Origin of the sequence: Pseudomonas sp. NY15354 (assembly GCF_048068075.1) — a bacterium.
GTDB lineage: Bacteria > Pseudomonadota > Gammaproteobacteria > Pseudomonadales > Pseudomonadaceae > Aquipseudomonas > Aquipseudomonas guariconensis_C.
This window is the reverse complement of record NZ_JBLUPV010000004.1, coordinates 247,773-266,538: the sequence shown is the minus strand read 5'-3', so window position 1 is coordinate 266,538 and position 18,766 is coordinate 247,773. Positions and strand designations below refer to the sequence as shown.

18 protein-coding genes and 1 pseudogene are annotated in these 18,766 nt (G+C 63.8%); 7 read left to right on the top strand and 12 right to left on the bottom strand.

All coding sequences use genetic code 11. The annotated features are described in order from the left end of the window. Nucleotides 1–17: 17 nt before the first annotated feature. The 3 genes from ACNFCH_RS06525 to ACNFCH_RS06515 all read right to left on the bottom strand — a co-directional run bounded on the left by ACNFCH_RS06525 (nt 18) and on the right by ACNFCH_RS06515 (nt 2,127). Nucleotides 18–623 carry a CDP-alcohol phosphatidyltransferase family protein gene (locus ACNFCH_RS06525; RefSeq protein ID WP_337159540.1) on the bottom strand — a complete coding sequence of 202 codons (606 nt, stop codon included), beginning with the start codon at nt 621–623 and terminating at the stop codon, nt 18–20. Between the two features lie 84 nt (nt 624–707). Further along, nucleotides 708–1,103, bottom strand: coding sequence for a hypothetical protein (locus ACNFCH_RS06520; protein WP_337159541.1), 396 nt, complete (start codon nt 1,101–1,103; stop codon nt 708–710). Between the two features lie 139 nt (nt 1,104–1,242). Next, nucleotides 1,243–2,127, bottom strand: a complete 885-nt coding sequence (locus ACNFCH_RS06515; protein ID WP_337159542.1) for a LysR substrate-binding domain-containing protein — start codon at nt 2,125–2,127, stop codon at nt 1,243–1,245. A 78-nt stretch (nt 2,128–2,205) separates the two neighbouring features. Between ACNFCH_RS06515 and ACNFCH_RS06510 the strand changes: the two genes are divergently transcribed. After that, nucleotides 2,206–2,970 carry a sulfite exporter TauE/SafE family protein gene (locus ACNFCH_RS06510; RefSeq protein WP_337159543.1) on the top strand — a complete coding sequence of 255 codons (765 nt, stop codon included), beginning with the start codon at nt 2,206–2,208 and terminating at the stop codon, nt 2,968–2,970. Here the strand turns inward: ACNFCH_RS06510 and ACNFCH_RS06505 are convergent. Beyond that, entirely contained in the window at nt 2,960–3,274 is a 315-nt protein-coding gene (locus ACNFCH_RS06505) for a putative quinol monooxygenase (protein ID WP_416742455.1), read from the bottom strand. The genes ACNFCH_RS06510 and ACNFCH_RS06505 overlap by 11 nt on opposite strands. Before the next feature lie 192 nt (nt 3,275–3,466). Here ACNFCH_RS06505 and ACNFCH_RS06500 point away from each other — a divergent pair, with 192 nt between their 5' ends. The 3 genes from ACNFCH_RS06500 to ggt all read left to right on the top strand — a co-directional run bounded on the left by ACNFCH_RS06500 (nt 3,467) and on the right by ggt (nt 6,889). Further along, a complete protein-coding gene (locus ACNFCH_RS06500; protein ID WP_416742454.1) occupies nt 3,467–4,057 on the top strand; it encodes an NAD(P)H-dependent oxidoreductase in 591 nt (196 codons plus the stop codon). A gap of 149 nt (nt 4,058–4,206) precedes the next feature. Continuing rightward, nucleotides 4,207–5,103 (top strand): LysR family transcriptional regulator, encoded by an 897-nt coding sequence (locus tag ACNFCH_RS06495; protein ID WP_416742453.1) that lies wholly within the window; start codon nt 4,207–4,209, stop codon nt 5,101–5,103. 118 nt (nt 5,104–5,221) lie between these two features. Beyond that, nucleotides 5,222–6,889, top strand: coding sequence for a gamma-glutamyltransferase (gene ggt, locus ACNFCH_RS06490; RefSeq protein ID WP_337159547.1), 1,668 nt, complete (start codon nt 5,222–5,224; stop codon nt 6,887–6,889). 144 nt (nt 6,890–7,033) lie between these two features. Here the strand turns inward: ggt and ACNFCH_RS06485 are convergent, their stop codons facing one another. The 3 genes and pseudogenes from ACNFCH_RS06485 to ACNFCH_RS06475 all read right to left on the bottom strand — a co-directional run bounded on the left by ACNFCH_RS06485 (nt 7,034) and on the right by ACNFCH_RS06475 (nt 10,058). Beyond that, nucleotides 7,034–7,738: a methyl-accepting chemotaxis protein gene (locus ACNFCH_RS06485; RefSeq protein WP_416742466.1), complete on the bottom strand. Its 705-nt coding sequence runs from the start codon at nt 7,736–7,738 to the stop codon at nt 7,034–7,036. Nucleotides 7,739–7,936: 198 nt separating this feature from the next. Next, nucleotides 7,937–8,827: pseudogene (locus ACNFCH_RS06480) on the bottom strand (methyl-accepting chemotaxis protein); the annotation flags it as partial. Nucleotides 8,828–9,170: 343 nt separating this feature from the next. Continuing rightward, a complete protein-coding gene (locus ACNFCH_RS06475) occupies nt 9,171–10,058 on the bottom strand; it encodes a neutral zinc metallopeptidase (protein WP_416742452.1) in 888 nt (295 codons plus the stop codon). A gap of 199 nt (nt 10,059–10,257) precedes the next feature. Between ACNFCH_RS06475 and pcaH the strand changes: the two genes are divergently transcribed. Together pcaH and pcaG are read left to right on the top strand one after the other, a co-directional pair. Then, complete coding sequence (pcaH, locus tag ACNFCH_RS06470) at nt 10,258–10,977, top strand: protocatechuate 3,4-dioxygenase subunit beta (RefSeq protein ID WP_337159550.1); 720 nt, start codon at nt 10,258–10,260, stop codon at nt 10,975–10,977. 11 nt (nt 10,978–10,988) lie between these two features. After that, nucleotides 10,989–11,594, top strand: a complete 606-nt coding sequence (pcaG, locus tag ACNFCH_RS06465) for a protocatechuate 3,4-dioxygenase subunit alpha (RefSeq protein ID WP_337159551.1) — start codon at nt 10,989–10,991, stop codon at nt 11,592–11,594. 32 nt (nt 11,595–11,626) lie between these two features. On the opposite strand, the gene ACNFCH_RS06460 is transcribed toward pcaG, so the two are convergent. The 5 genes from ACNFCH_RS06460 to ACNFCH_RS06440 all read right to left on the bottom strand — a co-directional run bounded on the left by ACNFCH_RS06460 (nt 11,627) and on the right by ACNFCH_RS06440 (nt 16,985). Beyond that, nucleotides 11,627–12,064 carry a cupin domain-containing protein gene (locus ACNFCH_RS06460; protein WP_416742451.1) on the bottom strand — a complete coding sequence of 146 codons (438 nt, stop codon included), beginning with the start codon at nt 12,062–12,064 and terminating at the stop codon, nt 11,627–11,629. 103 nt (nt 12,065–12,167) lie between these two features. Continuing rightward, complete coding sequence (locus ACNFCH_RS06455; RefSeq protein ID WP_416742450.1) at nt 12,168–13,073, bottom strand: LysR family transcriptional regulator; 906 nt, start codon at nt 13,071–13,073, stop codon at nt 12,168–12,170. A 58-nt stretch (nt 13,074–13,131) separates the two neighbouring features. Beyond that, a complete protein-coding gene (trmA, locus tag ACNFCH_RS06450; RefSeq protein ID WP_337159552.1) occupies nt 13,132–14,217 on the bottom strand; it encodes a tRNA (uridine(54)-C5)-methyltransferase TrmA in 1,086 nt (361 codons plus the stop codon). After that, a complete protein-coding gene (locus ACNFCH_RS06445) occupies nt 14,214–15,509 on the bottom strand; it encodes an NCS2 family permease (RefSeq protein WP_196165513.1) in 1,296 nt (431 codons plus the stop codon). The genes trmA and ACNFCH_RS06445 overlap by 4 nt, the downstream gene beginning before the upstream one ends. A 255-nt stretch (nt 15,510–15,764) precedes the next feature. Then, nucleotides 15,765–16,985 carry an MFS transporter gene (locus ACNFCH_RS06440; protein WP_337159553.1) on the bottom strand — a complete coding sequence of 407 codons (1,221 nt, stop codon included), beginning with the start codon at nt 16,983–16,985 and terminating at the stop codon, nt 15,765–15,767. A 342-nt stretch (nt 16,986–17,327) separates the two neighbouring features. Between ACNFCH_RS06440 and ACNFCH_RS06435 the strand changes: the two genes are divergently transcribed. Further along, nucleotides 17,328–18,764 (top strand): cytochrome ubiquinol oxidase subunit I, encoded by a 1,437-nt coding sequence (locus ACNFCH_RS06435; RefSeq protein WP_070092764.1) that lies wholly within the window; start codon nt 17,328–17,330, stop codon nt 18,762–18,764. The last annotated feature ends 2 nt before the right edge of the window (nt 18,765–18,766 follow it).

Below are 18,766 nucleotides of genomic sequence, written 5' to 3'. Positions count from 1 at the left end.
GTCCGGCAGCGAAGGAGTCAGCGGGTTTCGGCCAGGCCCTGGCGAACCCGGTTGTAGAGGGTATAGAGCGAGAGTGCGAGGATCACCAGCAGCAGGCCGTCGATCCATGCCGCGCTCAGCACCCCGAAGGCGACCCCGGTGCCCAGCACGCCGAAGGCGAAGGCTCGGTCGCTCTTGCCCATCGGCCCGTCGTACCGCCGCGAAGCTCCCGCCAGCGGCCCCATCACTCCGGCGTACTCGCTGACGATCGCGCTGACGACCACCAGCACCACCAGCGCTGGCGAGACGCCGGGCAGCAGGGCGAAGGGTAGGTACAGCGCGGCATCGGCGACCACGTCGCACAGCTCGTTGAGATAGGCCCCCAGCTTCGATTGCTGGCCGAACTCCCGCGCCAGCATGCCGTCGACCGCATTGAGCGCCATGCGCAGTAGCATCCACACCGGCACCAGGATGAACAACCCGGTCATAGAGGGCTGCCAGGCCAGCAGCAGGCCTAGCAGCACCGATATCAGCGCGGCGGCGACGGTGACTTGATTGGCGGTGACGCCCCGCTCGTACAGGCGCTTCACGCCAGGGCGCAACAGGGCCTGGAAACGGGGTTTGAGTTGGTAGATCGATGGCACGTTGAACTCCCTTTCATGGCGCGACATGAGCTCGATTGTGGAGAATGAGCCTGGCAGGCGGCAAGAGGGATGTTGCGTTGGCCTTCAATACTGCGTCATGCCGTGATACTCGGCGCCCGGCCGTTGCCTGGTCGGTTCGCTGCGGGCCCAGAACCAGGCGCCACCCTGCGCGATGACCAGGCCGCCGTGGGCAACCAACAGGCTCACCTCGCAGCGCTCCCAGGTGCCGATCCAGAAGCCGGTGTTCTCCAATGTCACGAATTCGCCTGTGCCAGGCAGGCCCGCCGGGGAGCCTTTGAACCGGTCTTCGAAGAGTTGCTCAGGGGTATGGCAAACGCGGGCGTGCAGTTGTTGGGGCCTTTTTGCTGCTTCATGTATGAAGCGTGAGATGAATGCCTTGCGGATGTAGCGCTGTGCGAACGCCTGGAGCAGGCGCTCGAGATCGTCATGGGACCCGTGGCGATTGTCGTGTCGATTCATGAAAGTACCCCGTGGAAACGAACCCTTGCGAGGTTTTAACGTGGATGCCGGGGTGCGGGCGTCAGGACGGTGCCGGGATGGCTGTAGGGGCAATCTCGATTTCGCGGTTGGCGGGATTTCGCTCAGGCTCGCTCAGGCCTCAGCGCGCCGCCAGTTGTTTCACCAAGGCGGCTGCATACCCCGGCAATGCCTCGAAATCCCGAGCGCACAGCAACAATTGGCGAGTTGCCCAAGGCTCGGACATCGCGACCCAGCGCAGGGGCAAAACCCCTTCCCAACGCCACACCGATGCCAGCGGCACGACCGCCACTCCGGCACCGCCGGCCACCATGCGGATCACCCCGTCGAACCCTTCGGCCCGCACCCGGACCTGCATGCGCCGCCCTTCACGCAGCGCCTGTTCTTCGAGGTGCAGGGCCAGGGCGCTGTTGGCTCCCAAGCCAACATGGCCGTGGGCGAGGCTGTCGACAAAGGTCGGCATGGCTTGCTCGGCGAGGGGATGGCCGATGGGCATTGCCAGCACCAGCGGGTCATCGCGAAAGGGGCGGGTCTGCAGGTGCTCGTTGGGCGCGGCGGTGGAGATGATGCCCAGGTCGGCCATGCCCTGGGTGATCGATTGCACGATGCGCAGGCTCGGCAGTTCCTGGACATCGACACTGACGCCAGGATGGCGGCTGAGGTAGGCCGCCAGCAGCTCGGGCAGGTATTCAGTCAGCGCGGCGGTGTTGCACAACAGGCGCACCTGGCCTTGTTGACCTTGGGCGTATTGGGCCAGGTCGTATTGCAGGCGTTCGACCTGTTGGCCGATCAGCCGGGCATGCTGCAACAAGGCCTGGCCGGCGGGCGTGGGCAGCACACCACGGCGATTACGCTCCAGCAGCGCGATGCCGAGCGAGGCTTCCATGGCGCGGATGCGGGCGCTGGCAGCGGGCAGCGAGAGGTGGCTGCGGCGTGCACCGGCGGTGATGTTGCCGCATTCGGCGGTGTGCCGGAACAGCTCGAGGTCGGTCAGGTCGAAGTGCATCAGCCTCTGTCCTGGCAAGAGTCTGGCTGAGTATATGGCAGATTTTCAGCCAAACGACCGCCCGGCATCATGGGCGTCATGAAGACTTCATTGGCGTTCTATCAAGATATGGACCCGGCACTTTGGCTGCTGGTGACGATGACCTTTCTGCTGGCCGGTGCCGTCAAGGGTGTGATCGGCCTAGGCCTGCCGACCATTGCCATGGGCCTGCTCGGCCTGGCTATGGCTCCGGCGCAGGCTGCCGCGCTGCTGATCCTTCCATCCGCTGTCACCAACCTCTGGCAGTTGGCCTGCGGGGGACACTTGCGTGGGCTGGCGCGCCGGCTGGGCCTGCTGTTGTTGATGACCCTGGTCGGCACCTTGATCGGCAGTGCCTGGCTGGGCATGGACAGTGGACCTTGGGCGGCTCATGCACTGGGAGGGGCGTTGCTGGTGTATGCCGTGTATGGGCTGTTGGGGCCGACAATGAAGGTGCGGCCGACGTGGGAAGGGTGGCTGGGGCCGTTGGTTGGCCTGCTGACCGGCCTGGTGACGGCGGCGACAGGCGTGTTCGTGATGCCGGCGGTGCCGTACCTGCAAAGCCTTGGCTTGTCCCGTGACGAGATGGTCCAGGCCCTGGGCCTGTCGTTCACGGTGTCCACGCTGGCGCTGGCTTTGGGCCTGGCCGGTCAGGATGCCCTCGGCGGGCAGGCACTGGGCGCGTCACTGTTGATGTTGGTGCCCGCCCTGTTGGGGATGCTCGGCGGCCAATGGTTACGCCAGCGCATCAGCGCGCCGGTGTTCAAGCGCTGTTTCTTCATCGGCCTGGCGCTGCTGGGCGGGCACCTGCTGCTCAACGGTTAGCCGAGGAGGGGCTGAGCATTTCGATCAGTTGGATGTCGAAGTCGCGCTCCAGGTAATCCATGCGCTGTTCGAAGAACGCGCGCATGTGCGGCAGGGCCGAGTGCACGTCCAGATCGGCCTTGCTGGCCCAGACCTCATAGAACACGAACAGGCTGGGGTCTTGTTGGTCGCGCAGCATGTGGTACTCGATGCAGCCCGGTTCTTGTCGGCTCGGCTCGACATAAGCGCGGAACAATCGCTCGAAGGCCTCGGCTTTTTCCGGACGGGTCTTGGCTTTAAGAATGAACGCGTATTGCTCGGTCATGGACAGGCCTCATGGGATGGAAGATGGAAAAATTCTAAAGCAATAATTAGCGCGTCATTCTTGATTTGGGCGCAAATGTATTTTGTCTTTCGAACGCTTTTTCTCAGCCTCCCAGGTGCCTAATCTGCCGCCATCGAATTTGACCTGAGCGGTGGCCGACAGCCTCCGCTCATCCCCTTATCGGAGGCTCCCATGAAAAAGATTCTTCTGCTCAACGGCGGCAAACGCTTCGCCCATTCCGATGGCCGTCTCAACGAAACCCTGCATGACGTTGCCTTGGCCCATCTGGACCGCGCAGGTTTCGATGTGAAGCAGACCTTCATCGATGGCGGCTACAACGTTCAGGAAGAAGTCGAGAAGTTTCTCTGGGCTGATGTGGTGATCTGGCAGATGCCCGGTTGGTGGATGGGCGCCCCGTGGACCGTCAAGCAATACATCGATGAGGTCTTCACTGAAGGTCACGGCAGCTTGTACGCCAACGATGGCCGCACCCGCTCGGACGCCTCGCAAAAGTACGGCAGCGGCGGCTTGATCCAGGGCAAGCAGTACATGCTTTCGCTCACTTGGAACGCGCCACAGCAAGCCTTCGACGATCCGAGCGACTTCTTCGAGGGCAAGGGTGTGGATGCGGTGTACTTCCCGTTCCACAAGGCCAACCAGTTCCTGGGCATGACCGGCCTGCCGACCTTCCTGGCGGTGGACGTGATGAAGCGTCCCGATGTGCCTGCGGCAGTGGCGGCCTATGAAGCCCACCTGGACAAGGTGCTCGGCAAGGCTGATTGAGGCTCTCTGGGGCTGCCTTGTCGCCCATCGCAGGCTTCGCCAGCGCTCACCAAGATGCTGTGGGGGCTGCTCAGGCCTGCGATGGGCGCCTTGCATGAATCCCTGTCACCCGCTATCAATCACGGCATTCCCCGATACAGGCCTGATACGTGAAAACCCGATCCGAAGAGCTCCAGGTATTCGTCGCCGTGATCGACTGCGGCTCGATTTCCGCCGCCGCCGAGCAGATCGGCCAGACCCCGTCGGCGGTCAGCCGCACGTTGTCGCGGCTGGAGAGCAAGCTCGGCACCACGCTGGTCAACCGCACCACCCGGCGCATGGACCTGACCGAGGAGGGGCGTTTTTTCCTTGAGCGCTCGCGGCTGATCCTCGAGCAGATGGACGACATGGAAGAGCACCTGTCGATGCACAACCAGACGCCTTCCGGGCGCCTGCGCATCAACGCCGCGGCGCCGTTCATGCTGCATGCCATCCTGCCGTGGATCGGTGAGTTCCGTCGTCAGTACCCGGGTATCGAGCTGGAGCTCAACACGGACGATCTGATCATCGATCTGCTTGAGCAGAGCACCGACGTGGCCATCCGCATCGGCGACCTGGCCGACTCCAGCCTGCACGCCCGCGCCTTGGGGTGCAGCCCGATCCAAGTGCTGGCGAGCCCCGAGTACCTGGCGCATCATGGCACGCCAGAGAAGGTCGAGGACCTGAACGCGCATTTCGTGCTCGGTTTCAGCCAGCCGGAGTCGCTCAACCGCTGGCCGCTGCGCCATGCCCAGGGTGACTACTGGCAGATCCGCCCCAGCCTCATCGCTTCCAGCGGCGAGACCTTGCGTCAACTGGCCTTGGCCGGAGAGGGGATCGTCAGCCTCTCGCATTTCATGACCCATGAGGACATCCGCAGTGGCCGCCTGCAGGTGGTGCTGGGTGATTTCAACAATGGCTATCGCCAGCCCATTCATGCGGTCTACTACCGCAATACCCAATTGGCCCTGCGCATCCAGTGCTTCCTGGATTTCATCCAGAAGAAGCTGGCGATGTACGCCTGCTGAGTTGCCTGAACACGACAGGACCTGCGCAGGGGCGGCGCAATCTTCCCCGTGTGTTTGCTTAGTCGAACGGCTTCGGCCTTAATGACTGATCAACAAAAACAACACCAAGGAAGTGCGCATGCGTATCGTCATGTTCCAGTCCATGGCCCTCGGGGCCGCGATCCTGAGCTGTTCGTCCGCCTTTGCGGTCACCCTGGAGGGTGGCGCGGTGGCCGCGCCCGATCAATATGGCGCACAGGTGGCCGCCGATATCCTGAAAAAGGGCGGCAATGCGGTGGACGCCGCCGTGGCCACGGCCTTCACGCTGGCGGTGACCTACCCTGAGGCCGGCAACATCGGCGGCGGCGGTTTCATGACCCTGTTCGTCGATGGCAAGCCGTATTTCCTCGATTACCGCGAAGTGGCGCCCAAGGCGGCCAGCCGCAACATGTACCTGGACGAAAAAGGCGAGGTCATCGAGAACCTCAGCCTGGTCGGCGCTCGCGCCGCCGGTGTGCCAGGCACCGTGATGGGCCTTTGGGAGGCTCACAAGAAATTCGGCAAGCTGCCCTGGAGCGAACTGCTGACTCCCGCCATCGGTTATGCCAAGAACGGCTTCAAGGTGGCCGAGAAGCAGTACCAGTACCGCAACGATGCCCAGGGCATGTTCAAGACCGCCACCAACTTCAACGACTACTTCGGCAACATGAAAGTGGGCGAGCTGTTCAAGCAGCCTGAGCTTGCCCAGACCCTGGAGCGCATCGCCGACAAGGGCGTCAGCGAGTTCTACCAGGGCAAGACCGCCGACCTGCTGGTGGCGCAGATGCAGGCCGACAAGGGCCTGATCACCAAGGCCGACCTCAAGGACTACAAGGCCGTGTGGCGCCAGCCGATGGCGATCAGCTGGCGCGGCAACACCGTCTACACCGCGCCACCTCCGAGCTCCGGTGGCGTGGCCCTGGCCCAGTTGCTGGGCATCAAGGAAGACCGTGCGGCGGACTTCAAGGGCGTGGCGCACAACTCGGCCAAGTACATTCATCTGCTCTCGGAAATCGAGAAGCGTGTGTTCGCCGACCGTGCCGACTACCTGGGTGACCCGGCCTTCACCAAGGTGCCAGTCGATAAGCTGATCGCCAAGGACTACCTGGCCAAGCGCGCCGCCCAGGTCAACCCGAACGCGATCTCCGACACCGACAAGGTCAAGCCGGGCCTGGAGCCGCACCAGACCACGCACTTCTCCATCGTGGACAAGCAGGGCAACGCGGTGAGCAACACCTACACCCTGAACCTCGACTACGGCAGTGGCGTGGTGGTCAAGGGCGCAGGTTTCCTGCTCAACGATGAAATGGACGACTTCAGCGCCAAGCCCGGCGCAGCCAACGCCTTCGGCGTGGTAGGTGGCGATGCCAATGCCATCGAGCCGGGCAAGCGCATGCTGTCGTCGATGAGCCCAAGCCTGGTGACCCGTGACGACAAGGTGGCGCTGGTGCTCGGCACGCCCGGTGGCTCGCGGATCTTCACCTCGATCTTCCAGGTGATGAACAACCTGTACGACTACGACATGCCGCTGGAGAAAGCCGTCGCGGCCCAGCGCGTGCATCACCAGCTGCTGCCCAAGGACACCATCTATTTCGACAGCTATGCGCCGCTGACCGGCCAGGTGGCTGATGATCTGAAGAAGATGGGCTATGTGCTGGAGGACCAGGGCTGGGAGATGGGCGACATCCAGGCGATCCGGGTGACCGGCGAGAAGCTCGAGACTGCCTCTGACCCGCGTGGGCGGGGGGTAGGGATGATCGTCAAGTAAGCCGGTGGTGAGTCAGGTCATGCAAGGTTGCCTGGCCTGACGCATTCGCGGGTAAACCCGCCCACAGGGTTGCGCTGCGCTCAAGGGCACCGCCAAACCTGTGGGAGCGGGTTCACCCGCGAAGAAGGCTCTACAAAGGTGAGGTCAGACGCGGAACTGGCTGACCAGCGTCTGCAGATGCCCACCCAGACGCGCCAGCTCGACACTCGAGGCGGCGGTCTCGTCGCTTGCGGTCGCGGTCTGCTCCGATACATCACGCACATTCAGGATGCTGCGGCTGATTTCTTCGGCCACGGCGCTCTGCTGCTCGGCAGCGGCGGCGATCTGCTGGTTCATCGACTGGATGTTCGACACCGTGCGGGTGATGTTCTCAAGCGAAGCGCCAGCCTTGCGCGCCAACTCGACGCTGCTGTCGGTCAGGCTGCGGCTGCCGTTCATCACATCGGCCACCTGCTGGGTACCGTTCTGCAGGCTGGCCACCAAGCCTTCGATTTCCTCGGTGGACTGCTGGGTGCGCTGGGCCAGGCCGCGGACCTCATCGGCGACCACCGCGAAACCACGTCCGGCCTCACCGGCGCGGGCGGCTTCGATGGCGGCGTTCAGCGCCAGCAGGTTGGTCTGCTCGGCCACCGACTTGATTACGTCCATGACGCTGCCGATCTTCTGGCTTTCCTGCTGCAGCAGGCTCATGGCTTCGGTGGAGCGGTGCACTTCCGAGGCCAGGCGCTCGATCTGGTTGATCGCCTCGCCCACCACGCGGTCACCGGCGCGGGCTTCTTCATCGGCACCGGTGGCGGCATGGGAGGCTTGCTCGGCGTTGCGCGCCACTTCCTGCACGGTGGCGGCCATTTCGTGCATGGCAGTGGCCACTTGGTCGGTCTCGACTTTCTGGCTGTTGGCACCGGCGCTGGTCTGCTCGGTCACCGCTGACAGCTCCTCGGCGGCGCTGGCGATCTGGGTGACACCATCGCGGATGCCGGTGATCAGGTCGCGCAGGGTCGTGCCCATGCGCGCGATACCTTGCTGCAACGCGCCGAGTTCGTCGCGACGGGTGACGCGCAGGTTCTCGGTCAGATCGCCATTGGCGATTTTTTCCACCACGACCAGGGTCTCGCGCAGAGGGCGGGTGATCTGGCGGGTGATGAGGAATGCTGCCAGCACGCCGACCAGCAGTGCCAGCAGCGTGGCGATGGTCTGCAGGCTGCGGGCCTGGGCGCTTTCGCTGTCGCGACGATCCAGCTGGATCTGGTACAGCTGGTCGCTGCGCTTGACGATGTCAGCGCCTTCGACGGTCATTTCCGCGCGGGCCACGGCGACCTCGGCGATGGCATCGCGGAACTGGCGCAGGGCATCGCGGTAGCCGGTCATGGCCGTTTCGAACGACTGGATGCGGGCGGCCTCGCCTGGCAGGCGGCGCTTGAGGTTGTCGATTTCCCCCAGGGTTTTCTCGACTTGGCGGCTGGCGGTCTGCTCGGCCTCGCTGGTTAGGTCGGCAATGTAGCCACGGGCATCCAGGCGCAACTGGACGAATTGCTCCTTGGCCTGGCTGATCGCCAGGAACTGCTCCAGGGTGGCTGGATCACTGGAGGTGCGCGCCAGGGCGTCGCGGCTGCTGGTCTCGATGGTGGCGAGCGCTTCGCTGGCCTGGCGGGCGGCCTGGTCCATGCCACTGCGGGCGGCGAGGCTGGCTTTGTAGGCCTTGCGCATCTTGTCCAGCGAGACCCGGTACTGGGCGATGGTCTCGCCCTGCTCGCGCAGCAGCTTGACGTTCTCGGGGCTCTTGAAGGTGTTGACCAGGTGCTGTTGCTGGGCACCGAAGGCGTCAAGCTTGTCCAGCACGTTGGCGGCCGACGTGTCGTCGCCGTTGGTCAGCATGTACTGCAGGCGCGCCACGCGCAGGTTGGTCAGGTCACTGTTGAGCTTGGTGATGTCGCTCATCCAGTTGCTGCGGTCGATCAGGCTGCCCAGGCTGGTCCAGCCGGTCAGGGCCAGAAGGCCGGTCAGAAGCAGGACCAGGCCGAAGCCCAATCCGAGTTTGAGGTTGACGCTGATATTGGCAAACCAGCCGTTCATGGCACGCTCTCCAGAAAATTGATTTTCGCTCGCTTGATCTCCAATCGCTGGGCATTGTTGTTATCGGCGCCCGCTGATTCATGTCTGGAGTTATCGGCAAGGCGAGGCGAAGCTGAAACGCTTTTTCAGCAGATTTGTAACCTACTGAAAACGTTTGCGTTTTGGAGATGGCAGGAGACTGCAATGGGCCGCAAAGCGGCCCCGTCTGTCAGAGGCTACGTGAGCCGAAAGTATCGCAGCGGTTCACGTCCCCGCTGGAGAAGCCGGTCTTGAACCAGCGCACCCGCTGCTGCGAGGTGCCGTGGGTGAAGGAGTCTGGCACCACACGGCCCTGGCCCTGCTGCTGGAGGCGGTCGTCGCCAATGGCGTTGGCGGCGTTGAGCGCTTCTTCCACATCGCCAGGTTCCAGCCAGTTCAGGCGCTTTTGCGCCTGGTAGGCCCAGACGCCCGCCAGGCAATCGGCCTGCAGCTCCTGACGCACCAGCAGGCCGTTGTCGCCTTCCATGCGCTGGCCGTTGCGCCGGGCCGCATCGACCTTGGCCGAGACGCCAAGCAAGGTCTGTACGTGATGGCCGATCTCGTGGGCGATCACATAGGCCTGGGCGAAGTCACCGGCGGCCGCAAAACGGGTTTCCATTTCGCGGAAAAAGGTCATGTCCAGGTATACCCGCTGGTCTGCCGGGCAGTAGAACGGCCCGACCGCCGAGGAGGCGAAACCACAGGCGGAGTTCACCTGGCCACTGAACAGCACCAGCTTGGGATCGCGGTATTGCTTGCCAGCCTGGGCGAACAAAGCCTTCCAGGTGTCCTCGGTATCGCCCAGGATCGAGGCGACGAACTCGGCCTGCTCGTCATTGGCCGGTGGCGCCTTGCCGCCTGCACCAGACGGCGCCTGTTGCTGCTGTTGCTCCATCTGGCCGGCGAGCTGGCCGAGGATCTGCAACGGGTCCTGCCCGGTGATCCAGCCGATGCCGACGATCAGCAGGATGGCGCCAAGCCCCAGCCCTTTGCCACCGCCAAAGCGCATGCCGCCGCCACCACCTTCACCTCGGGCATCGACCACATTGTCGCTGCGCCGGCCTTTTCGCCATTCCATGTAGTGTTCTCCGGGGCTTGAAACATGAGCACAAAGATTAGTTCAGGGCTGTTTCAAGTGTCAGCCAATCTGTGAATGCATAACCATATGGTTATGTAAGGTGGCGCTGTTTTCAATATTCATGCCCCATGACCTATCCGAAACTGCATGTCCACCTGCCACGCACAGGTGCCCGACAATTCCAAGAGAGGAACACGGCATGCCCGCCCAGGACACCAGCCGCTTCGTGATCCGTGATCGCAATTGGCACCCCAAGGCCTTTACGCCCGACTACAAGACCTCCGTGGCCCGTTCGCCACGCCAGGCCTTGGTCAGCATCCCCCAGTCGATCAGCGAAAGCACCGGGCCGGACTTTTCCCACCTAGGCTTTGGCCCTCACGACAACGATCTGTTGCTCAATTTCAATCACGGTGGTCTGCCGATTGGTGAGCGCATCATCGTCGCAGGCCGAGTGGTCGACCAGTATGGCCAGCCGGTGCCCAACACCCTGGTGGAAATGTGGCAAGCCAATGCCGGTGGCCGCTACCGGCACAAGAACGACCGCTACCTGGCGCCGCTGGACCCGAACTTCGGCGGTGTCGGCCGCAGCCTGACCGACCGTGATGGCTATTACAGCTTCCGCACCATCAAGCCCGGCCCGTACCCATGGCGCAATGGCCCCAATGACTGGCGCCCGGCGCATATCCATGTGTCGGTCAGCGGTCCGTCGATCGCCACCCGGCTGATCACCCAGCTGTACTTCGAGGGTGACCCGCTGATCCCGCTGTGCCCGATCGTCAAGTCGATCGCCAACCCTGATGCCGTGCAGCGGCTGATCGCCAAGCTCGACATGAACAACGCCAACCCGATGGATTGCCTGGCGTACCGCTTTGACATCGTGCTGCGCGGCCAGCGCAAGACGCACTTCGAAAACTGCTGAGGAACCCCGTCATGCCTATCGAACTGCTGCCGGAAACCCCTTCGCAGACTGCCGGCCCCTACGTGCACATCGGTCTGGCCCTGGAAGCGGCTGGCAACCCCACCCGCGACCAGGAGATCTGGAATCGCTTGGCCAAACCGCACGCGCCGGGGGAGCATATCCTGTTGATCGGTCATGTGTACGACGGCAACGGGCACCTGGTGCGCGACTCGTTCCTGGAGTTCTGGCAGGCCGATGCCAACGGTGAATACCAGGACCAGTATCACCACGAGAACGCCTTCAACAGCTTTGGCCGTACCGCCACCACCTTCGACGCCGGCGAATGGACCCTGCACACGGTCAAGCCGGGTGTGGCGAGCAATGCCGCGGGCGTGCCCATGGCGCCGCACATCAACATCAGCCTGTTCGCGCGGGGGATCAACATCCACCTGCACACGCGCCTGTACTTCGATGATGAAGGCGAGGCCAACGCCAAGTGCCCGGTGCTCAATCTGATCGAACAGCCGCAACGGCGTGAGACGTTGATTGCCCGGCGTTGCGAGGTGGACGGGAAGACGGCGTATCGTTTCGATATCCGTATTCAGGGGGAAGGGGAGACGGTGTTCTTCGACTTCTGAGTGAATCGGGGCCGCGTCGCGGCCCCAGACGCTTAGCCTTTGGCTGGAACCAGGTCGAACGCATCGGCCTGGTACTGGAACAACAGGCAATCGGCAACTGCGGTGCAACCGCTCTCGTGCACCAGCTTGGCAGGCAGTTGGTAGTAGGCGCCCGCCGGATACTCGGTGCGCTTGCCATCGATCACCGCATAGAAAGTGCCGCTGAGCACCACTGTCGGCAGGGTCTGGCTGTGGGTGTGCAGGCCGTTGTCGGTGCCTTTGCGGAACTTCACGAAGGCCGAGTAGGGGCCTTTGCCGAACAGCTCACCTTCGACATTGGCAAAGCTTACCGCGCCTTGGGTTCCAGGCACGTCCTGCCATTTCAGGGTGGTACTGTCAGGGACCGAGACCAGCCTATCGTCTGCGGCGAGGGCCGTGCCGGCCAGGGTGACCAAGGCCAGACCGGTGAACAGCGCGTGCAGTGCTTTCATGGGGTGACTCCTTCGCGTGATGGGTGTGAGGCGAAGGTTAATCAATCTTTTTTCGCACAAATACGTCATTAACTGATCATGACTTGTGCTGTTTGTGCACAAATCAGTCTTGCCAGCGGGGTTCGGCGTAGTACGTCTGTACATAATCGAGCAGGGCACGGACCTTTGGCGCCAGGTAACGGCTTTGGGGGTATACGGCATAGAGGGTGCGCGAGGGCAGTGACCACTGCGCGAGCACCGGTATCAATCGCCCATCACCCAGGGCATCGTGAACGATGAAACGATCGAAGCTGGCGATGCCCAGGCCTCCGATGGCGGCGGCGCGCAAGGCCATGGGTGAGTTGGCGCTCAGGCGCGAAGGCATCAGGACCTGACGCTGCTCGTCATTGGCACCAGCGAGCAACAGCCGTTGTGGGTGCTGCAGTTGGCTGTAGCCGAGCAGTGGGTGGGCGGCGAGTGCGTCGGGTGTGCTGGGTGTGCCATGGCGCTGGAGGTAGGCTGGCGCGGCTACCAGCACGACGTCGCTGGTAGCCAGTCTGCGTGCCACCAGGCTGGAGTCGGGCAGGTGGTCGGTGACCCGCAGGCAGACATCGGTTTCTTCGGCCAACAAGTCGACGAAGCGGTCTGTGCAGTTGAGCTCGATCTGCAGACCCTCATGGCGTTCGACGAAGTCTGGCAACCATCGCCCCAACTCCAGTTCGCCAAAGGCGGTGGACACGCTCAGGCGCAAAGTGCCGGTCGGTTGTTGCTGGTGCTCGGACAACTCCAGGGTCATGGCCTGCATCTGTTCGAGGATCTGCACACAGTGGCGATAGAACAGCCCCCCGGCTTCTGTCAGGTGCAGCCGGCGCGTGGTGCGGGTGAGCAGTTGCGTGCCGAGCTGGCGCTCGAGACTCTTCACCTGGCGCGACAGTATGGTGTGGGACACGCCGGCCTGGACGGCGGCGGCGCTGAAACTGCCGAGGTCGACGACTCGGCGAAAGGTTTGCATGGCGCTCAACTGGTCCATTGGCACATAGCTCCTTGCTGCCAGTGGCGGGGCCAGGGCGACCCCGCTATTGCGCGGATCAGCGTCGAACCAGCAGTACGCCGCTTTCCATGTGGTGGGTGTACGGGAACTGGTCGAACAGCGCGCAGCGCTCGATGCGGTGGGTATCCTGCAACTGGGCGATGTTGGCCGCCAGCGTCTCGGGGTTGCACGAGATGTACAGGATCCGCTCGAAGCGGCGGGTCAGCTCGCAGGTGTCGGGGTCCATGCCGGCGCGCGGCGGGTCGACGAAGACCGTGCCGAAGTCGTAGCTTTTCAGGTCGATGCCTTCCAGGCGACGGAACGGGCGCACCTCGTTCAGCGCCTGGGTCAGCTCTTCGGCCGACAGGCGCACCAGGCGCACGTTGTCCACGGCGTTCTCATCCAGGTTGCTCAGCGCGGCGTTGACCGACGTCTTGCTGATCTCGGTGGCCAGCACCTGGCGCACGCGGGTGGCCAGCGGCAGGGTGAAGTTGCCGTTGCCGCAATAGAGCTCCAGCAGGTCATCCTCACGATCGCCGATGGCTTCGAAGGCCCAGCTCAGCATCTTTTGGTTCACCGCGCCGTTGGGCTGGGTGAACGCGCCTTCGGGCTGGCGATAGCTGAATACGCGGCCAGCCACATCCAGTTTTTCCACGGCATAGTCGCGACCGATGACCAGGCGCTTGCCCTTGGAGCGGCCGATGATGCTGACGCCCAGGTCCTCGGACAATTGCCGCGCAGCGGCTTCCCAGGCCTCATCGAGCGGGCGGTGGTAGCACAGGGTGATCATGGCATCGCCGGCCAGGGTCGTGAGGAACTCCACCTGGAAGAGGCGGTTGCCCAGCGCCTCGCTGGCTTGCCAGGCGGCCTTCAGGCGCGGCATCAGGGCGTTGATCTGTTCGCTCGCGATGGGGAAATCGTCGATCAGGATCGCCTTGTGTTTCTCGCCCGGGGCAAACATTGCGTAGTGGCGCTGGCCTTCTTCGCGCCACAGGCGAAACTCAGCGCGCAGGCGGTAATGCTCGCGTGGCGAGTCGAAAACGGCCGGCTCCGGCGCGCCGAATGGCGCCAGCAGCTCACGCAGCCGGGCGACTTTGCCCTCAAGCTGCGTGGAATAGGCGGAAGGGTCGAAAACAGCACTCATGCGTTGAACCAGCCCAGCTTGATGACGAACAGGATGGAAAGGATCACCAGCGCCGAGTTCAGGTCGCGGTAGCGGCCGGAGATCAGCTTGATGGCGGTCCAGGTGATGAAGCCGAAGGCGATGCCGTTGGCGATCGAGTAGGTCAGCGGCATGGCCAGGGCGGTGACCACCACGGGCGCGGCTTCGGTGACGTCGTCCCAGTTTATTTCCGCCAGGCCCGAGGCCATCAGCACCGCGACGAACAGCAGCGCGGGCGCGGTGGCGAAGGCCGGTACGCTACCGGCCAGTGGCGCGAAGAACAGCGCCAGCAGGAACAGGATCGCGACCACGATGGCGGTCAGGCCCGTGCGGCCACCGGCGCTCACGCCTGCGGCGGATTCGATGTAGCTGGTGGTGGTCGAGGTGCCCAGCAGCGAGCCGGCCATGGCGGCGGTGCTGTCGGCGATCAGGGCGCGGCCCATCTTCGGCATGTGGCCGTCCTTGCCCATCAGGCCGGCGCGCTTGGCTACGCCGATCAACGTGCCGGAGTTGTCGAACAGGTCCACGAACAGGAAGGCGAAGATCACGCTGATCAGGCCGACGTCCAGGGCACCTTTGATGTCCAGTTGCAGGAAGGTCGGCGCCAGCGAGGGCGGCATGGACACCACGCCACCGAACGGCGTCACGCCCATCAGGATCGAGGCGAGGGTCACCGCCAGGATGCCGATCAGCACGGCGCCGCGGACTTTCATGGCCTCCAGGGCCACGATCAGGAAGAAGCCCAGGGTCGCCAGGATCGGTGCCGGTTGCTTGAGGTCGCCCAAGCCCACCAGGGTGGCCGGGTTGTCCACGACGATGCCCGCATTGTGCAGGGCGATCAGCGCCAGGAACAGGCCGATGCCGGCGGCGATGGCCGAGCGCAGCGGCAGCGGGATGCTGTTAACGATCCATTCGCGGATGCGGAAGATCGACAGCAGGAAGAACAGCACCGCCGAGAGGAAGACCGCGCCCAGGGCCACCTGCCAGGTGTGGCCCATATGCAGGACCACGGTGTAGGTGAAGAAGGCGTTCAGGCCCATGCCCGGTGCCAGGGCGATGGGGTAGTTGGCGATCAGGCCCATGGTCACCGAGCCGATGGCGGCGGCAAGACACGTGGCGACGAAGATCGCGCCTTTGTCCATGCCGGTCTCGCCGAGGATGCTCGGGTTGACGAACAGGATGTAGGCCATGGCCAGGAAGGTGGTGACGCCCGCGAGAATCTCGGTGCGCACGTTGGTGTTGTGTGCTTTTAGTTGAAACAGCCTTTCCAGCATGCCCGCTCCCCAAGGCGCCCCCGGCGCCGCGATTGAATCGTCCCCAATCAGCAAAGCACAGACCGTCGACGATGCCTGTATTTGTGTGGGGCGCAAAAAAGCCGCGCATCATACCAGCATGGGTGGCGAGGGCCTATGGCCGGTGGGAAGGCTGCTGACTGTGCCTGCCCGTTCGGGGGTAAACCCACACACATGAACTGCGCAAGGCTTAAGCGCGACGCAATCCCGGTGGGGGTTTACCCGCCAGAGGCTGTTTCAGTCGCCGTGCAGCTTGTCGCGCTTGGCCAAGGTCGGGAACAGCTTCATCCAGGCCCCGGTGACCGCCAACGTGCCCACACCACCGAGCACCACCGCTGGCACGGTGCCGAACCAGTGCGCCGTCACCCCGGACTCGAATTCACCCAACTGGTTCGAGGCACCGATGAACAGCCCGTTCACTGCACTGACCCGACCGCGCATCTCATCCGGCGTCTCCAACTGCACGAAGGCACCGCGGATGACCATGCTGATCATGTCCGCCGCGCCCAGTACCACGAGGACTGCAAGGGAGAACCAGAACGAGGTCGACAGGCCGAACGCGATGGTGGCCACGCCGAACACGCCGACGGCGGTGAACATGGTCAGGCCCACTTTGCGCTCCACCGGGAAGCGCGCCAGCCACAGCGACATCAGCAGCGCCCCTACCGCCGGTGCCGAGCGCAGCAGGCCCAGGCCCCAGGCGCCGGTCAGCAGGATGTCCTTGGCGAACACCGGCAACAAGGCCGTGGCGCCGCCGAGCAACACGGCGAACAAGTCCAGGGAGATCGCGCCGAAGATGTCTGGGCGGCTGCGGATGAAGCGGATCCCGGCCAGCAGGGACTCCAGGCTGGCGCGTCCGCGCTGGGCGACCTGTTGGCGGGCATCGAGGCTCAGGGTGAGCAGGCAGGCGATGACGTAGAGCGCCACGGTCGGTCCGTACACCCAGATGCTGCCGAAGGCATAGAGAAAACCACCCACGGCCGGGGCGACGATGGTCGCCGCCTGGGTCGCCGATGCCGACGCCGCCACGGCGCGGGGGAACAGCCCCGGTGGTACCACGTTAGGCAGCAGTGCCTGGGTGGCGGGCATTTCGAAGGAACGGGTGGCGCCAAGCAGGAAGGCCAGCACGAAGATCAGCTCGCGGCTGACGTTGTCGGTGGCACTGCCCATGGCCAGTGCCAGGGCGATCAGCGCCTGCAGACTCTGGCACAGGGCGGCGACACGGCGTCGGTCATAGCGGTCGGCGACGTGGCCTGTGTGCAGCATGAACAGCACCCGCGGGGCGAATTCCACCAGGCCGACCAGGCCCAGGTCCAGGACGTTGCCGGTCAACTGGTAGAGGTGCCAGCCGATGGCCACGGTGAGCATCTGGAAGCCGCTGGCGGTGAATACACGGGCCAGCCAGAACGCCAGGAAGGGGCGATGCTGGCGCAGCAGAAGCGGGGTGGAATCGGACATCTCGGGGGACCTGGCCTCGGTACGGGGAGGCGCTGCAGGGTATCATCTGTTTGTAACAAACGGTTGCTGTTTGCCGAGACAGACAGCTTTTTCACGCCCCTTCAAGACGGTGGGACAACCGGTCACGCGGCAATCAACCACACGGCTCTGCGGCGCATTCGGGTCTATGCTTCCCAGCAATCGTTGACTTGGGTCAATCGTTCCAAATGCAACGATCTGGCCATTGGCCGCAATCCCTGCGATCGAACAGAACAATTCCACAACAGCGCACTCGATAACCGTGGGGGCAGTGGGCGTCAGGGACACGAGCCCGGACGCCGGATTACCTGAAGAGGAAGCACTATGTTCGGTTTAGAGGCCTTGGAGCTCGCCCGAATCCAGTTTGCGTTTACCGTGTCCTTTCACATCCTGTTCCCGGCCATCACCATTGGCCTGGCGAGCTACCTGGCGGTTCTCGAGGGCCTCTGGCTCAGGACCGGCAACAACACCTACCGTGATCTCTACCACTTCTGGTCCAAGATCTTTGCCGTCAACTTCGGCATGGGTGTGGTCTCAGGCCTGGTCATGGCGTATCAGTTCGGCACCAACTGGAGCCGCTTTTCTGACTTTGCGGGCGCCATCACCGGCCCCTTGCTGACCTACGAAGTGCTCACGGCGTTCTTCCTCGAGGCGGGCTTCCTGGGCGTCATGCTGTTTGGCTGGAACCGCGTTGGTCGAGGCCTGCACTTCTTCTCCACGGTCATGGTGGCGCTCGGGACGCTGGTCTCGACGTTCTGGATCCTGGCCTCCAACAGCTGGATGCAGACGCCCCAGGGCCACGAGATCATCGATGGCCGGGTGGTCCCGGTGGACTGGCTGGCGGTGATTTTCAACCCGTCCTTCCCCTTCCGCCTGATGCACATGGCCACTGCCGCGTTCGTCTCCACGGCCTTCTTCGTCGGCGCCTCGGCCGCCTGGCACTTGCTGCGCGGGCGTGACAACCCGGCGGTGCGCAAGATGCTGTCGATGGCCATGTGGATGGCGCTGATCGTCGCGCCGATCCAGGCGGTGATCGGTGACTTCCATGGTTTGAATACCCTCAAGCACCAGCCGGTGAAGATCGCCGCCATCGAAGGCCACTGGGAAAACAAGCCCGGCGAGCCGACGCCGCTGATCCTGTTCGGCATCCCGGACATGAAGGCCGAGACCACCCATTTCAAGATCGAGATCCCGGCGCTCGGCAGCCTGATCCTGACCCACAGTCTGGACAAGCAGGTCCCGGCGATGAAGGAGTTCCCGCCCGAAGATCGCCCCAACTCGACCATCGTGTTCTGGTCGTTCCGGGTCATGGTCGGCCTGGGCCTTCTGATGATCGCCGTCGGTTTCTGGAGCCTGTGGCTGCGCAAGCGCGGCACGCTGTACAGCTCGCGGCCATTCCTGCACCTGGTGCTGTGGATGGGGCCGTCGGGGCTGATCGCGCTGCTGGCCGGCTGGTTCACCACTGAGATCGGCCGCCAACCCTGGGTGGTCTATGGCCTGATGCGCACCGCCGATGGGGTCTCCAACCACAGCTACGGCCAGTTGGGCCTGACGTTGGTGATCTTCGTGGTGGTCTACTTCGCGCTGTTCGGCACCGGCCTTGGCTACATGATGCGCCTGGTGCGCAAAGGGCCGAAGACCGGCGAGGGCGACGAGCACAATCCTGGCGGACCTGGCCAGCAACGTACGCCGGCGCGGCCGCTGTCCGCCGCCGATGAAGGCCATCAGGCCGATTCCGCCAGTCTGAGCAAGGGGAACTGAGC

What these genes read in the sequence shown, in the direction of transcription:
- pcaH (WP_337159550.1), top strand. Translation starts at nt 10,258, where the DNA reads ATGCCCGCCCAGGACACCAGCCGCTTCGTGATCCGTGATCGCAATTGG.
- ACNFCH_RS06505 (WP_416742455.1), bottom strand. Translation starts at nt 3,274, where the DNA reads ATGACCGAGCAATACGCGTTCATTCTTAAAGCCAAGACCCGTCCGGAA.
- ACNFCH_RS06485 (WP_416742466.1), bottom strand. Translation starts at nt 7,738, where the DNA reads ATGGCCGCCACCGTGCAGGAAGTGGCGCGCAACGCCGAGCAAGCCTCC.
- ACNFCH_RS06520 (WP_337159541.1), bottom strand. Translation starts at nt 1,103, where the DNA reads ATGAATCGACACGACAATCGCCACGGGTCCCATGACGATCTCGAGCGC.
- ACNFCH_RS06435 (WP_070092764.1), top strand. Translation starts at nt 17,328, where the DNA reads ATGTTCGGTTTAGAGGCCTTGGAGCTCGCCCGAATCCAGTTTGCGTTT.
- ACNFCH_RS06460 (WP_416742451.1), bottom strand. Translation starts at nt 12,064, where the DNA reads ATGAAAGCACTGCACGCGCTGTTCACCGGTCTGGCCTTGGTCACCCTG.
- ACNFCH_RS06500 (WP_416742454.1), top strand. Translation starts at nt 3,467, where the DNA reads ATGAAAAAGATTCTTCTGCTCAACGGCGGCAAACGCTTCGCCCATTCC.
- ACNFCH_RS06440 (WP_337159553.1), bottom strand. Translation starts at nt 16,985, where the DNA reads ATGTCCGATTCCACCCCGCTTCTGCTGCGCCAGCATCGCCCCTTCCTG.
- ggt (WP_337159547.1), top strand. Translation starts at nt 5,222, where the DNA reads ATGCGTATCGTCATGTTCCAGTCCATGGCCCTCGGGGCCGCGATCCTG.
- ACNFCH_RS06455 (WP_416742450.1), bottom strand. Translation starts at nt 13,073, where the DNA reads ATGGACCAGTTGAGCGCCATGCAAACCTTTCGCCGAGTCGTCGACCTC.
- ACNFCH_RS06475 (WP_416742452.1), bottom strand. Translation starts at nt 10,058, where the DNA reads ATGGAATGGCGAAAAGGCCGGCGCAGCGACAATGTGGTCGATGCCCGA.
- pcaG (WP_337159551.1), top strand. Translation starts at nt 10,989, where the DNA reads ATGCCTATCGAACTGCTGCCGGAAACCCCTTCGCAGACTGCCGGCCCC.
- ACNFCH_RS06515 (WP_337159542.1), bottom strand. Translation starts at nt 2,127, where the DNA reads ATGCACTTCGACCTGACCGACCTCGAGCTGTTCCGGCACACCGCCGAA.
- trmA (WP_337159552.1), bottom strand. Translation starts at nt 14,217, where the DNA reads ATGAGTGCTGTTTTCGACCCTTCCGCCTATTCCACGCAGCTTGAGGGC.
- ACNFCH_RS06510 (WP_337159543.1), top strand. Translation starts at nt 2,206, where the DNA reads ATGAAGACTTCATTGGCGTTCTATCAAGATATGGACCCGGCACTTTGG.
- ACNFCH_RS06445 (WP_196165513.1), bottom strand. Translation starts at nt 15,509, where the DNA reads ATGCTGGAAAGGCTGTTTCAACTAAAAGCACACAACACCAACGTGCGC.